This is a genomic window from Streptococcus mitis (assembly GCF_001074635.1).
Lineage (GTDB): Bacteria > Bacillota > Bacilli > Lactobacillales > Streptococcaceae > Streptococcus > Streptococcus mitis_E.
This window is the reverse complement of record NZ_JUQO01000096.1, coordinates 1-13256: the sequence shown is the minus strand read 5'-3', so window position 1 is coordinate 13256 and position 13256 is coordinate 1. Positions and strand designations below refer to the sequence as shown.

The following is a 13256-nucleotide window of genomic DNA, read 5'->3' as shown; positions in this document are numbered from 1 at the left end:
CAAGTACAGCCTGCGGCTAGCTTCCTAGTTTGCTCTTTGATTTTCATTGAGTATGAATCAGTAAATGCTGAGAGAGTGGAGGTTTAAACTCTGACATTTGTGAGAGTTTGGTCTCCCCTCTTCTATTTTGTTTTTAAATAGGGGTGAAAAGATTTTTTGCTTCTATTTAAAAATAAAATAAGGAGATCAAATCATGAATCTTTTGATTATGGGCTTACCTGGTGCAGGTAAGGGAACTCAAGCAGCAAAAATCGTAGAACAATTCCATGTTGCACATATCTCAACAGGTGATATGTTCCGTGCTGCTATGGCAAATCAAACTGAAATGGGTGTTCTTGCTAAGTCATACATTGACAAGGGTGAATTAGTTCCTGATGAAGTTACAAATGGGATCGTAAAAGAACGTCTTTCACAAGATGATATTAAAGAAACAGGATTCTTATTGGATGGTTACCCACGTACAATCGAACAAGCTCATGCCTTGGACAAAACATTGGCTGAACTTGGCATTGAACTAGAAGGTGTCATCAACATTGAAGTGAATCCAGATAGCCTCTTGGAACGTTTGAGTGGTCGTATTATCCACCGCGTAACTGGAGAAACTTTCCACAAGGTCTTTAACCCACCAGTTGACTATAAGGAAGAAGATTACTACCAACGTGAAGATGATAAGCCTGAGACAGTGAAACGTCGTTTGGATGTGAATATTGCTCAAGGAGAACCAATCATTGCTCACTACCGTGCCAAAGGTTTGGTTCATGACATCGAAGGTAATCAAGATATCAATGATGTCTTCTCAGATATCGAAAAAGTATTGACAAATTTGAAATAAAGCGTTTTTCACACTTGCAAAAATCCGCTACAAATGTTATACTGAGATAGTCTGACTTATAATTGTTGTCTCTGTGTCTAGAGGCATCGAATCGAAATTTATGGAGGTGCTTTTGCGTGGCAAAAGACGATGTGATTGAAGTTGAAGGCAAAGTAGTTGATACAATGCCGAATGCAATGTTTACGGTTGAACTTGAAAATGGACATCAGATTTTAGCAACAGTTTCTGGTAAAATTCGTAAAAACTATATTCGTATTTTAGCGGGAGATCGTGTTACTGTCGAAATGAGTCCATATGACTTGACACGTGGACGTATCACTTACCGCTTTAAATAATCGAAAAACTTGGAGGGATAAGAAATGAAAGTAAGACCATCGGTCAAACCAATTTGCGAATACTGTAAAGTTATTCGTCGTAATGGTCGTGTTATGGTAATTTGCCCAGCAAATCCAAAACACAAACAACGTCAAGGATAAGATAGAAAGGAGAAAACATGGCTCGTATTGCTGGAGTTGACATTCCAAATGACAAACGCGTAGTAATCTCATTGACTTATGTTTATGGTATCGGACTTGCAACATCTAAGAAAATTTTGGCTGCTGCTGGAATCTCAGAAGATGTTCGTGTACGTGATCTTACATCAGATCAAGAAGATGCTATCCGTCGTGAAGTGGATGCAATCAAAGTTGAAGGTGACCTTCGTCGTGAAGTAAACTTGAACATCAAACGTTTGATGGAAATCGGTTCATACCGTGGTATCCGTCACCGTCGTGGACTTCCTGTCCGTGGACAAAACACTAAAAACAACGCTCGCACTCGTAAAGGTAAAGCTGTTGCGATTGCTGGTAAGAAAAAATAATATAGGAGGTAAAAGTCTTGGCTAAACCAACACGTAAACGTCGTGTGAAAAAGAATATCGAATCTGGTATTGCTCATATTCACGCTACATTTAATAACACTATTGTTATGATTACTGATGTGCATGGTAATGCAATTGCTTGGTCATCAGCTGGTGCTCTTGGTTTCAAAGGTTCTCGTAAATCTACACCATTCGCTGCTCAAATGGCTTCTGAAGCTGCTGCTAAATCTGCACAAGAACACGGTCTTAAATCAGTTGAAGTTACTGTAAAAGGTCCAGGTTCTGGTCGTGAGTCAGCTATTCGTGCGCTTGCTGCCGCTGGTCTTGAAGTAACAGCAATTCGTGATGTGACTCCAGTGCCACACAATGGTGCTCGTCCTCCAAAACGTCGCCGTGTATAATCATCGCATTACACTGCTTTTCGTTTAAGAGGGAGTAACTAAATGATCGAGTTTGAAAAACCAAATATAACAAAAATTGATGAAAATAAAGATTATGGCAAGTTTGTAATCGAACCACTTGAACGTGGCTACGGTACAACTCTTGGTAACTCTCTTCGTCGTGTACTTCTAGCTTCTCTACCAGGAGCAGCTGTGACATCTATCAACATTGATGGTGTGTTACATGAGTTTGACACAGTTCCAGGTGTTCGTGAAGACGTGATGCAAATCATTCTGAACATTAAAGGAATTGCAGTGAAATCGTACGTTGAAGACGAAAAAATCATCGAACTGGATGTTGAAGGTCCTGCTGAAGTAACAGCTGGTGACATTTTGACAGATAGCGATATTGAAATTGTAAATCCAGATCATTATCTCTTTACAATCGGTGAAGGTTCTTCTCTAAAAGCGACTATGACTGTTAACAGTGGTCGTGGATATGTACCTGCTGATGAAAATAAAAAGGATAATGCACCAGTTGGAACACTTGCTGTAGATTCTATTTATACACCAGTTACAAAAGTCAACTATCAAGTGGAACCTGCTCGTGTAGGTAGCAATGATGGATTTGACAAATTAACCCTTGAAATCTTGACAAATGGAACAATTATTCCAGAAGATGCTTTAGGGCTTTCAGCACGTATTTTGACAGAACATCTTGATTTGTTTACAAATCTTACTGAGATTGCTAAGTCAACTGAAGTGATGAAAGAAGCTGATACTGAATCTGACGACCGTATTTTGGATCGTACGATTGAGGAACTGGACTTGTCTGTGCGTTCATACAACTGTTTGAAACGTGCCGGTATCAATACTGTGCATGATTTGACAGAAAAATCTGAAGCAGAGATGATGAAAGTACGAAATCTTGGACGCAAGAGTTTGGAAGAAGTGAAACTCAAACTCATTGATTTGGGTCTTGGATTAAAAGATAAATAAAGGAGGAATACATGGCTTACCGTAAACTAGGACGCACTAGCTCACAACGTAAAGCAATGCTTCGCGATTTGACAACTGACCTTTTGATCAACGAATCAATCGTGACAACTGAAGCTCGTGCTAAAGAAATCCGTAAAACTGTTGAAAAAATGATTACTCTAGGTAAACGTGGTGATTTGCATGCACGTCGTCAAGCAGCTGCTTTCGTACGTAATGAAATCGCATCTGAAAACTATGATGAAGCAACTGATAAGTACACTTCTACTACAGCACTTCAAAAATTGTTCTCAGAAATCGCACCTCGTTATGCTGAACGTAACGGTGGATACACTCGTATCCTTAAAACTGAACCACGTCGTGGTGATGCAGCGCCAATGGCGATCATCGAATTAGTATAAAATCATCAATTTTGTTGAGTGTTATGATGATGGAGTCTTGTACTCTTAGTCTAGCTCTGGTCTACCGCTAGGATTTCGGTCCTAGCGGGAACACTCATCATAAGTTGGGATAGTAGACGCTTGTTTACGAAATTGTTTTTTGCTTAAGAACAACTTCGTAAGCAGGCGTTTTTGAGTATTTTCGTTAGAATTATGCTATACTATTTGAAAAGAATCCTGTTTAATGTTCAGGTTTCTTATTTTAAGAAGAATTGGAGTTTGCTTATGAAAGCGATTATAACTGTTGTTGGTAAAGATAAATCTGGAATTGTTGCAGGTGTTTCTGGTAAAATTGCAGAATTGGGTTTGAATATTGATGATATCTCTCAAACTGTTTTGGATGAATATTTTACGATGATGGCTGTTGTATCTAGTGATGAAAAGCAGGATTTTACTTATCTGCGAAATGAGTTTGAAACTTTTGGGCAAACTTTGAATGTAAAAATCAATATTCAGAGTGCAGCGATTTTCGAAGCTATGTATAATATCTAGGAGGTTATCATGGATATTAGACAAGTTACTGAAACCATCTCCATGATTGAGGAGCAAAACTTCGATATCAGAACTATTACCATGGGGATTTCCCTATTAGACTGTATTGATCCAGATATCAATCGTGCTGCGGAGAAAATTTATCAAAAGATTACGACCAAGGCGGCTAATTTAGTGGCTGTTGGCGATGAAATTGCAGCTGAGTTGGGAATTCCTATCGTTAATAAGCGTGTATCGGTGACTCCTATTTCTCTGATAGGGGCCGCGACAGATGCGACGGACTATGTGGTTCTGGCAAAAGCACTTGATAAGGCTGCGAAAGAAATCGGTGTGGATTTTATTGGTGGTTTTTCTGCCTTGGTACAAAAAGGTTATCAAAAGGGAGATGAGATTCTTATCAATTCTATTCCTCGTGCTTTGGCTGAAACGGACAAGGTCTGCTCGTCAGTCAATATCGGCTCAACCAAGTCTGGTATTAATATGACGGCTGTGGCAGATATGGGACGAATTATCAAGGAAACGGCAAATCTGTCTGATATGGGGGCAGCTAAATTGGTTGTGTTTGCTAATGCTGTTGAGGACAATCCGTTTATGGCGGGTGCCTTCCACGGTGTTGGGGAGGCAGATGTTATCATCAATGTCGGAGTTTCCGGTCCTGGTGTGGTCAAGCGTGCCTTGGAAAAAGTTCGTGGACAGAGCTTTGACGTAGTAGCCGAAACGGTCAAGAAGACTGCCTTCAAGATTACTCGTATCGGTCAATTGGTTGGTCAGATGGCTAGTGAAAGACTAGGTGTGGAGTTTGGTATTGTGGACTTGAGTTTAGCGCCAACTCCTGCGGTTGGAGATTCTGTAGCACGTGTCCTAGAAGAAATGGGACTAGAGACAGTTGGTACGCATGGAACGACGGCTGCCTTGGCTCTCTTGAACGACCAAGTTAAGAAGGGCGGAGTGATGGCCTGCAATCAAGTCGGTGGTTTGTCTGGTGCCTTTATCCCTGTTTCCGAGGATGAAGGAATGATTGCTGCAGTGCAAAATGGCTCTCTTAATTTGGAAAAACTAGAAGCTATGACGGCTATCTGTTCCGTTGGTTTGGATATGATTGCCATTCCGGAGGATACACCTGCTGAAACCATTGCGGCCATGATTGCAGATGAAGCTGCAATTGGTGTCATTAACATGAAAACAACAGCTGTTCGTATCATTCCAAAAGGAAAAGAAGGAGATATGATTGAATTTGGTGGTCTTCTTGGTACAGCTCCAGTTATGAAAGTCAATGGGGCTTCGTCTGTTGATTTCATCTCTCGTGGAGGACAAATCCCAGCACCAATTCATAGTTTTAAAAATTAAAAAAATAAGAGAAGTTTTAAGTTCTATTTAAGGTTGGATGTGTATACTATAATCATTAAATAAAGACCTCCTAATATTATTTGAAACAGATAACACTGATTTAGTTTGAATTTGATTTTCATCTAATATCTTTATTTAATAGAACTCCTAAACTTTTTCATAATAATCTCCTGCAAAAGTCGCCTGTATGGGTGGCTTTTGTTTTATCATCCATGATATAATAGAAGCAAACGGAGGACGGAAAATGGTAAAAGTACGATTGTATTTGGTACGTCATGGTAAGACCATGTTTAACACGATTGGTCGCGCGCAAGGTTGGAGCGATACCCCTTTAACAGCTGAAGGTGAGCGAGGAATTCAAGAATTAGGAATTGGTTTGCGAGAATCTGGTCTACAGTTTGAGCGCGCCTATTCCAGTGATTCTGGTCGTACCATTCAGACCATGGGAATCATTCTTGACGAACTTGGCTTGCAGGGGAAAATCCCTTATCGCATGGACAAGCGTATCAGAGAATGGTGTTTTGGTAGCTTTGACGGAGCCTACGATGGTGATCTTTTCATGGGAATTATTCCTCGTATTTTTAATGTGGACCATGTTCACCAATTGTCTTATGCTGAACTGGCTGAGGGCTTGGTGGAGGTTGATACAGCTGGTTGGGCTGAAGGCTGGGAAAAACTCAGTGGCCGAATCAAGGAGGGCTTTGAAGCGATTGCCAAAGAAATGGAAGAACAAGGTGGGGGCAATGCCCTCGTTGTCAGCCACGGAATGACCATTGGAACCATTGTTTATCTGATTAATGGCATGCATCCGCATGGTCTCGATAATGGTAGCGTGACAATTCTTGAATACGAGGACGGGCAGTTTAGCGTTGAAGTTGTTGGTGACCGTAGTTACCGAGAACTAGGACGGGAGAAGATGGAGGAAGCCTCTATTTAATTAGTCTAGACTTGCTTGCTATGAACTAGGGATTTGATAGGAATATCAAGATAAGAAAAAACAGCCGAGGGTAATCCTTTCGGCTGTTTTTGATGGGGAAAACTAAAGTGTAATGCTATTGCTTTTAGAGATTTTCATAAACAAGAGCAAGGAACCTACTGTTAGAACAGTCAGGATAGTTGACAAGGCTGCGGCTACACCGTAATTTCCTCTGAGAACCTCTGTATAAATGGCTACAGTCATTGTTCTTGTTTTGACATTGTAGAGGAGGATAGAAGTAGAAAGTTCTGAAATCATTGTAACCCAAGATAGGATAGCTCCAGAAATAATACCAGATAGCATCATTGGAGTTGTAATCTTGGCAAAGGTATTGAGACGGCTACTTCCTAAGCTTTCAGCAGCTTCTTCAATACTTGGTGCTATTTGTTGCAAACTAGCAACAGATGAGCGAATAGTATACGGTAATCTTCTGACAGATAGGGACATAATTAAGATGAAAGCTGTTCCTGTAATCATAAGAAATCCACTTCCAAATAGACCAGTATTGAAGGAAGAAATGAAGGCAATCCCTAGAACGGTTCCTGGCACAATATAAGGGACCATACTGAGGCTGTCAATTAAGTTTGTAAACAAATTCCGTTTTCTAACGGCTAGGTAGGAGATAAATGTTGCGAATAGGACAACTAGGACTAAGGCAATCAAAGGGATACGAATGGTATTGAAAATAGCAGATCCCATACGATTGAAAGCTACCTTGTAACTGTTTAGAGAATAACCTTTGACAAATACCATACCTGATGTTTTTAGGAAAGAAGTATAAATCAAGTAGACTTGAGGTAGAACAGAGAACAAGATAATTCCGTAGACTGTCGCATAAATGGCAGCCATTTTTCCTTTTGTAGTTTTTTTAGGCTCAATTGGATGGAGCGAATTCATACTGAAACTGTAGCGATTTGAAATGTATTTTTGGATAAGGAAAATTGCTAAGGCAATGATAATCGCCATAATTGCTAAAGCAGATGCAAAAGCAGAATTTCCTCCAACTTCGCTAATGAATTGGGTATAAATCAAGACCGGGAAAGTCCGATATCCTTCACCAATCAACATAGGCGTTCCAAAGTCTGAGAATGCTCTCATAAATACAAGTAGGGCAGCTGCTAGTAAGGTTGGAACTAGGAGAGGCAAAACAACCGTTATGATACGCTTAAATCCGAAGGAACCCATGCTTTCAGCAGCTTCAAGTAGAGAATTGTCAATACTTTTCATTGTCCCAGCAACGTATAGAAATACCAGTGGGAATAGTTGCAGTGTAAAGACAAGTACAATTCCTTTGAATCCATAAATATCAATAGCTGGAAGATGAAGGGTATTTGTCAGGAATTTAGTAATGACCCCATTTCGTCCCAGCAAGAGAATCCAGGAGTAGGCTCCCACGAACGGAGCTGACATAGAAGCAATGATAATCAATATTTGTAGAAATTTCTTTCCCTGGAAGTCATACATAGAGAAGAGATAAGCTAATAGGGTTCCTACAACTAAGGAAGTGACAGTAGCGGTAATGGAAACCTTGAAACTGTTGACAAGTGTCTCAGAGTAGTAGGCTTTACTAAAGAAAGTGACAAAATTAGCTAGTGAGAATTGTCCTTCATGTATGAGTGCTTGCTTGAGCACAGTAACGATAGGATAAACGAGAAAGACAAGATAGGTAAGAAAGATGAAGAAAGAGGAGGCTGTCCAAATATTTAGTTTTTTACGTTCCATGGTTGACTCCTTTTATCAGGTTTTGTGAACCATCTGCAGAAAAGACGTTTAATTTTTGAGTATTGATTCGTAGACGAATACGATCGCCTTTTTGTAGATCTTCTTCAAAAGTTGATTCTTCGCTAACTTGAATTTTTGAGGCAAAGCCTGTCTCGATGAAGTATTCAGTATTCAGTCCAAGATAGACGCTATCGCTAATAGTTCCTTCAATATCTCCAGATTCATCTTTAATGAATTCTTCAGGACGAATACTTACATGAATAGCTTGTGCTTCAGCCTGATCAAGAGCTGGCATTCGAAGGGCATAGCCATCTGAAAAGACGATATAAGCGCCGTCGCTCCGTTTTTCAAGAGTGGCAGGGATAATATTTGTGCGTCCGATAAAGGTTGCTACAAACTCATTAGCTGGTTTATGATAGAGTTCTTTTGGCCGACCGATTTGTTGGATGACTCCGTCTTTCATAACAGCAATTTGGTCTGAAATAGCCATAGCTTCTTCTTGGTCGTGGGTCACATAAACAGTTGTAATTCCCACTTCGTGTTGGATTTCTCGAATAGCTTGACGCATATCCAAGCGAAGTTTGGCATCTAGATTACTAAGTGGCTCGTCCATGAGGAGAACACTTGGATTAACCGCTAAGGCACGTGCCAAGGCGACACGTTGTTGTTGTCCACCACTGAGTTTATCGGGCTTTCGATCCGCATATTGAGCAATTTGCATGAGTTCAAGATACTTGTTGGTCTGTTGTACCAATTCTTCTTTAGGGACTTTCTTTTGCTTGAGACCAAAAGCGACATTATCTCGAACAGTCAAATGTGGGAAAATAGCGTAGTTTTGAAAAACCATCCCGATATTGCGTTTGCTGGGTTCCATATTATTGATTTTTGTATCATCGAAGTAAAATTCTCCGCCTTCGATACTGTTGAAACCTGCAATCATACGAAGAAGGGTCGTTTTCCCACACCCTGAAGGCCCAAGAAGGGTAAAGAGACTTCCTTTTGGAATTGTAATGTTCAAATTCTCAATAACAGGGACATCGTGATAGATTTTTTTTGCGTTAATAATTTTGATCTCACTCATAGTGAACCTCTTTTACTGTTTAGATTGGATATCTGTAAAGACTTCGTTGTATTTCTTAACGATATCTGATTTATTCTTAATGACATAATCATAATCTTCAGTGAGTGTTTTGATTTTGTCAATTGGTTTCATGTTTTCGCTTGTTTTAGCATTTTTACGAACAGGACGGTTAGTAGTGGTTGTACCAAGTGTATCTTGTACTTCTTGAGAGATAATGAAATCGATAAATTTCTTGGCATTTTCCATATTTTTCGCTTTTTTAACGATAGCGGCACTAGCAGGTAGGAAGACTGTTCCTTCTTTTGGATAGACTACCTTGATGTTAGCTCCGTCATTTAAGAGTTTAACTGCTGGATCTTCATAAGAGAGACCAACAGCCATTTCTCCGTCAGCGACTGCTTTATAGACACCAGATGAGCTTGAACCGATTTTACCATCAATAAGTGTGAAGAGATCTTTTACATAAGACCAGGCTTTATCGTCTTTGTAACCACCTTGAGCTTGTAGCATATTTGTTAATTGAGCAAAGGCGCTAGAAGAGTTTGCTGGGTCAGCAGTTGCGATTTTTCCTTTTAGTTCAGGTTTGAGAAGGTCGCTATATCGTTCGATGTTCATGCCTTTCGTTAAATCAGGATTGACGATTAAAACACTACCATCTAGTGTATAAGGAGTAGAGTAGCCAGTTGTGTTTTGATATTCTTTGATAACATTATCATTTTCTTTTGAAGTATAGTTTTCAAAGAGTTCTCCGTGGGTAGCATATTGTGTATAAGAACCACCAAAGATGACATCAGCTACAGGAGCTTCTTTTTCTGACTCTAGTTTTTTGAAAAGTTCTCCAGTACCGGCTTGAATCAGTTCTACTTTGATACCATATTTTTCTTCAAAGGCAGGAATAGTTGCTCCAATTAAGCCCTCTGAGTTTGGTGAATAAACGACTAGCGAATCGCCGTCTCCTTTATCAGATGAACTGTCATCAGCAGATTCATTAGAAGAACAAGCAGCAAGACCAAAAAGGGCTAGTCCGCAAGCAGCATAATACATCCATTTCTTTTTCATGATGGATACCTCCGTTATGTTATTTAAGTTTATTTTAAAATAATGTAAGCGTTTTTAAAACCGATAATTCTATTCTATTAGAGTAAAATTCTCTACAAAAACGGAAGTAATCTTTTTGATTTTATACTAGGGTACGACAGTTAATCTTTGGAAAGTCAAATTTTATTTTTTAGATTGGATATCTGTGAAAATATCATTGTACTTTTTAAGAATAGCAGATTTGTTCTTGATGACATAATCTGAATCTTCAGTGGCAACATTGATTTCTGTCATAGCCTTCATATTTTTATTGGTTTTAGCATTTTTACGAATGGGTCTGATTGTAGTTTCAGTTCCTAGCTTATCTTGGATTTCTTGAGAAAGGAGGAAATCGATAAACTTCTTAGCATTTTCCATATGTTTGGCGTTTTTGATGATAGCTGCGTTACCAGGTAAAAAAACGGTTCCTTCTTTTGGATAAATAACTTTTACATCAACCCCATCATTTAAGAGTTTTAAGGCAGGATCTTCATAGGTGAGTCCTACAGCCATTTCTCCATCGGCGACAGCTTTGTAAACATTTGAAGAGCTAGATGCAATCTTTCCATCTACTAGGGTAAAGAGATTTTTCACATAGGTCCAAGCTTGTTCATTTTCGTATCCACCTTGATCGACAAGCATGTTTGTTAATTGAGCAAAGGCGCTAGATGCGTTACTTGGATCAGCAGTAGCAATTTTTCCTTTTAATTTAGGATTGAGTAGATCATTGTAGCCTTCAATTTTTATATCTTTTGTAAGAGCTGAATTGGCAATGATGACACTGACATCCAGTGTATAGGGAGTGTAGAATCCTGTTTTATTTTGATATTCAGGAATTATCTGGTCGTTCTCTTGAGAAATATAAGGTTCAAAAAGTTTTTCGTTAGAAGAGAAGAGGGCGTAGGAGCCTCCGAAAATGACATCAGCTACAGGGGATTCTTTTTCGGCCTCAGCTTTTTTGAACAATTCACCAGTGCTGGCTTGTACTAAATCAACCTTAATACCATATTTTTCTTCGAAGGCTGGGATTGTTTCTTCGATAAGGTCTTCAGGGTTAGGCGAGTAGACAACCAAAGTGCTATCTGAATCTTTTTCAGTGCTAGTTTCCGCTTCTATAGGTGAAGAACATCCTGATAAAGAAAGGAATATCCAGCCACAAGAGAGAAAGAATAGTATTTTTTTCATAAGTATCTCCTTTTTTACGAACATTTTCTCTACCTAGATTGTTAATGTCTTTAAATTGTAGAGTTCTACAGGATATAATAAAAACCTTAAAGAAATCTAAAACGGGAAATAGAAAATGGGTGTCTCGAGCAAGGATGGGTAAACTGTAGCTGGGATTTCGATGGGAAGTATAAAATAAAAAGATTGCTACAATAGAGTTGAGCAATCCTTTTACATCAATGGTTTTTATCCATAAGTTTTAATTCTTTTGGAGAAATATGGAGATACTTTTTAAAAACTTTGGCAAAATATTTATAGTCTGAAAATCCAACTTGTTCAGAGATATCGCTTAAGGGAGAATTAGGGGACTCAGCCATTTTATCTATAGCTTGCTTGAGGCGGTAGCGTAAGATATATTCATTTAGTGTCATTGGGAAGTCTTCTTTGATAACCTTATATAGATAACTTTCACTATATCCTAGATTCTCTGCAATGCTAGAAATGGTAAAGTGCATGCAGTAGTGTTGGTGCACAAATTCAAGAATTTGCTGAATGATTTGGTTTTGTGTATCCACTTGTTGGATAGAGGTGAGTAAAGTTTGATATTCTTCTAAAAAAGGAGTTTCTTGATAAGTGCTAACTCGTAATCGCAAAACAATTTTTTGAAGACATTCTGTCAATTCCTTGGTATCAATTGGTTTGGATAAGAAATCTACCGCGCCATATTGCATGGCTTTTTTGGCATTTTGAAAATCGTTATAACCTGATAAGATAACTTTTTCATAGGAGAGAGTACGAGTGGCTTCAAACATCATAAAAGCATCCATAATTGGCATGGTGATGTCTGTTAAGACAATATGAGGTTCTTTTTCTTGGATGAGTTTCATTCCCTCTTGACCGTGACTGGCAGTTCCTACGACTTGGATACCTAGGGCAGAGTAGTCTACGGCAATCTCTAGCCATTTTCGAATGAGGTGTTCATCTTCTACGATAATGAGCTTAAACATGAGTTAGTCCTTTCGTTATAAATTTGACCCAAGTTTCTCCATGGCGATTGACTCCTAAATCTAGCTGGACATCAGAAAAGAAATTGCTCAATCGTTTGTAGCTGTTAACGATGCCATGTTGGGTATGAGGGCTTTCTAAAGAGTCTAAAATAGCGAGTCGCTCTTGTTTTGTGAGCCCTCCGGCATTATCCTTGACCAAAAAAGTCAGAGAATCTTCTTCCAAGGTAATTTGGATATCAATATGAAGATCAATACGGTATTGCATCCCATATTTTATAGCATTTTCTACTAGAGGAAGCAAGAAAAGCTTAGGTATAGGCTGATTATCGACAGTTTCTGGACAGACAATATCATAGGAAAAGTGCTCAAAACGAATCTTATGAATAATAAGGTAATCCTCTATAATCTTTAAATCCTGACAAATGGTTGTTTCTTTTTCTAAATCGGTGATACTGTAGCGAAGAATGCGCGTGAGATTTTGAATCAGGTCTTGTGTGAGAGCAGCATCCATTAAAGAAGTGATTTTAATCGTCTCAAGTGTATTGTAGAGAAAATGAGGATTGAACTGAGCTTCCAGCATTTTTCTTTCAAAAATCCACTTTTCTTTTTCGATGGTCAACATTTTTTGATGAAGTTGATCTAATTCGTACAACATATTGTTGATTTTTTCGGCCATAAATTCAAACTCATCACCTGTTTGTAGAGAAAGCCTTTTTTCTGCTTGTTTGGGAATTTCTTGAAGTTGGTAAACTAAGCTTTCAATAGGAACAGCGTTGTGTGTGGCAATCTTATGAGCAATTCGCCTTGCTTGCCAGAAGTAGAGGAAGAATATACATAAGGTGAGAATGGAGGCTAGACCGAGTAAGCTAGGAATGGGAAAAAA

At 39.0% G+C, this 13256-nt stretch carries 16 protein-coding genes; 10 read left to right on the top strand and 6 right to left on the bottom strand.

All coding sequences use genetic code 11. From position 1 onward, the window contains the following. The first annotated feature begins 193 nt into the window (after positions 1–193). From ADI58_RS04000 to ADI58_RS03955, 10 genes are all read left to right on the top strand, one after another. A complete protein-coding gene (locus ADI58_RS04000) occupies positions 194–832 on the top strand; it encodes an adenylate kinase (RefSeq protein ID WP_001050436.1) in 639 nt (212 codons plus the stop codon). A gap of 116 nt (positions 833–948) precedes the next feature. After that, positions 949–1167, top strand: coding sequence for a translation initiation factor IF-1 (gene infA / locus ADI58_RS03995; RefSeq protein ID WP_001029883.1), 219 nt, complete (start codon positions 949–951; stop codon positions 1165–1167). A gap of 24 nt (positions 1168–1191) precedes the next feature. Continuing rightward, positions 1192–1308: a 50S ribosomal protein L36 gene (gene rpmJ, locus ADI58_RS03990; RefSeq protein WP_001808836.1), complete on the top strand. Its 117-nt coding sequence runs from the start codon at positions 1192–1194 to the stop codon at positions 1306–1308. Positions 1309–1325: 17 nt separating this feature from the next. After that, positions 1326–1691 carry a 30S ribosomal protein S13 gene (rpsM, locus tag ADI58_RS03985; protein ID WP_000090781.1) on the top strand — a complete coding sequence of 122 codons (366 nt, stop codon included), beginning with the start codon at positions 1326–1328 and terminating at the stop codon, positions 1689–1691. Between the two features lie 17 nt (positions 1692–1708). Then, on the top strand, positions 1709–2092 hold the full coding sequence (rpsK, locus tag ADI58_RS03980) for a 30S ribosomal protein S11 (RefSeq protein ID WP_001118385.1): 384 nt from the start codon (positions 1709–1711) through the stop codon (positions 2090–2092). 42 nt (positions 2093–2134) lie between these two features. Then, positions 2135–3070, top strand: a complete 936-nt coding sequence (locus ADI58_RS03975) for a DNA-directed RNA polymerase subunit alpha (RefSeq protein WP_000568988.1) — start codon at positions 2135–2137, stop codon at positions 3068–3070. Positions 3071–3081: 11 nt separating this feature from the next. Continuing rightward, positions 3082–3468, top strand: a complete 387-nt coding sequence (rplQ, locus tag ADI58_RS03970; RefSeq protein WP_000331493.1) for a 50S ribosomal protein L17 — start codon at positions 3082–3084, stop codon at positions 3466–3468. 264 nt (positions 3469–3732) lie between these two features. Further along, on the top strand, positions 3733–3999 hold the full coding sequence (locus tag ADI58_RS03965) for an ACT domain-containing protein (RefSeq protein ID WP_000644126.1): 267 nt from the start codon (positions 3733–3735) through the stop codon (positions 3997–3999). A 9-nt stretch (positions 4000–4008) separates the two neighbouring features. Then, positions 4009–5346 carry a PFL family protein gene (locus ADI58_RS03960; RefSeq protein WP_049521553.1) on the top strand — a complete coding sequence of 446 codons (1338 nt, stop codon included), beginning with the start codon at positions 4009–4011 and terminating at the stop codon, positions 5344–5346. Positions 5347–5590: 244 nt separating this feature from the next. Continuing rightward, on the top strand, positions 5591–6283 hold the full coding sequence (locus tag ADI58_RS03955; RefSeq protein WP_000241548.1) for a histidine phosphatase family protein: 693 nt from the start codon (positions 5591–5593) through the stop codon (positions 6281–6283). Between the two features lie 102 nt (positions 6284–6385). Here the strand turns inward: ADI58_RS03955 and ADI58_RS03950 are convergent, their stop codons facing one another. The 6 genes from ADI58_RS03950 to ADI58_RS10670 all read right to left on the bottom strand — a co-directional run. Further along, positions 6386–8044, bottom strand: coding sequence for an ABC transporter permease (locus tag ADI58_RS03950; RefSeq protein ID WP_049521552.1), 1659 nt, complete (start codon positions 8042–8044; stop codon positions 6386–6388). Next, positions 8034–9125, bottom strand: a complete 1092-nt coding sequence (locus ADI58_RS03945; protein ID WP_049521551.1) for an ABC transporter ATP-binding protein — start codon at positions 9123–9125, stop codon at positions 8034–8036. The genes ADI58_RS03950 and ADI58_RS03945 overlap by 11 nt, the downstream gene beginning before the upstream one ends. Before the next feature lie 12 nt (positions 9126–9137). Next, positions 9138–10184, bottom strand: coding sequence for an ABC transporter substrate-binding protein (locus ADI58_RS03940; RefSeq protein ID WP_049521550.1), 1047 nt, complete (start codon positions 10182–10184; stop codon positions 9138–9140). Positions 10185–10346: 162 nt separating this feature from the next. Then, positions 10347–11387, bottom strand: coding sequence for an ABC transporter substrate-binding protein (locus tag ADI58_RS03935; RefSeq protein WP_049521549.1), 1041 nt, complete (start codon positions 11385–11387; stop codon positions 10347–10349). Positions 11388–11602: 215 nt separating this feature from the next. Next, the gene (locus ADI58_RS10675; protein WP_080982457.1) at positions 11603–12373 is read right to left on the bottom strand and encodes a response regulator transcription factor; all 771 of its coding nucleotides are present in this window, start codon (positions 12371–12373) and stop codon (positions 11603–11605) included. Continuing rightward, positions 12366–13256, bottom strand: an 891-nt coding sequence (locus ADI58_RS10670) for a sensor histidine kinase (RefSeq protein WP_049521548.1), incomplete at its 5' end; no start/stop codon positions are given. The genes ADI58_RS10670 and ADI58_RS10675, both read right to left, overlap by 8 nt.

Excerpts from the sequence above, each read along its gene's own strand:
- ADI58_RS03935 (WP_049521549.1), bottom strand. The coding sequence starts at position 11,387 with ATGAAAAAAATACTATTCTTTCTCTCTTGTGGCTGGATATTCCTTTCT.
- ADI58_RS03965 (WP_000644126.1), top strand. The coding sequence starts at position 3,733 with ATGAAAGCGATTATAACTGTTGTTGGTAAAGATAAATCTGGAATTGTT.
- ADI58_RS03945 (WP_049521551.1), bottom strand. The coding sequence starts at position 9,125 with ATGAGTGAGATCAAAATTATTAACGCAAAAAAAATCTATCACGATGTC.
- ADI58_RS04000 (WP_001050436.1), top strand. The coding sequence starts at position 194 with ATGAATCTTTTGATTATGGGCTTACCTGGTGCAGGTAAGGGAACTCAA.
- rpsM (WP_000090781.1), top strand. The coding sequence starts at position 1,326 with ATGGCTCGTATTGCTGGAGTTGACATTCCAAATGACAAACGCGTAGTA.
- ADI58_RS10675 (WP_080982457.1), bottom strand. The coding sequence starts at position 12,373 with ATGTTTAAGCTCATTATCGTAGAAGATGAACACCTCATTCGAAAATGG.
- rpmJ (WP_001808836.1), top strand. The coding sequence starts at position 1,192 with ATGAAAGTAAGACCATCGGTCAAACCAATTTGCGAATACTGTAAAGTT.
- ADI58_RS03950 (WP_049521552.1), bottom strand. The coding sequence starts at position 8,044 with ATGGAACGTAAAAAACTAAATATTTGGACAGCCTCCTCTTTCTTCATC.
- rplQ (WP_000331493.1), top strand. The coding sequence starts at position 3,082 with ATGGCTTACCGTAAACTAGGACGCACTAGCTCACAACGTAAAGCAATG.
- ADI58_RS03975 (WP_000568988.1), top strand. The coding sequence starts at position 2,135 with ATGATCGAGTTTGAAAAACCAAATATAACAAAAATTGATGAAAATAAA.
- ADI58_RS03940 (WP_049521550.1), bottom strand. The coding sequence starts at position 10,184 with ATGAAAAAGAAATGGATGTATTATGCTGCTTGCGGACTAGCCCTTTTT.
- ADI58_RS03960 (WP_049521553.1), top strand. The coding sequence starts at position 4,009 with ATGGATATTAGACAAGTTACTGAAACCATCTCCATGATTGAGGAGCAA.
- ADI58_RS03955 (WP_000241548.1), top strand. The coding sequence starts at position 5,591 with ATGGTAAAAGTACGATTGTATTTGGTACGTCATGGTAAGACCATGTTT.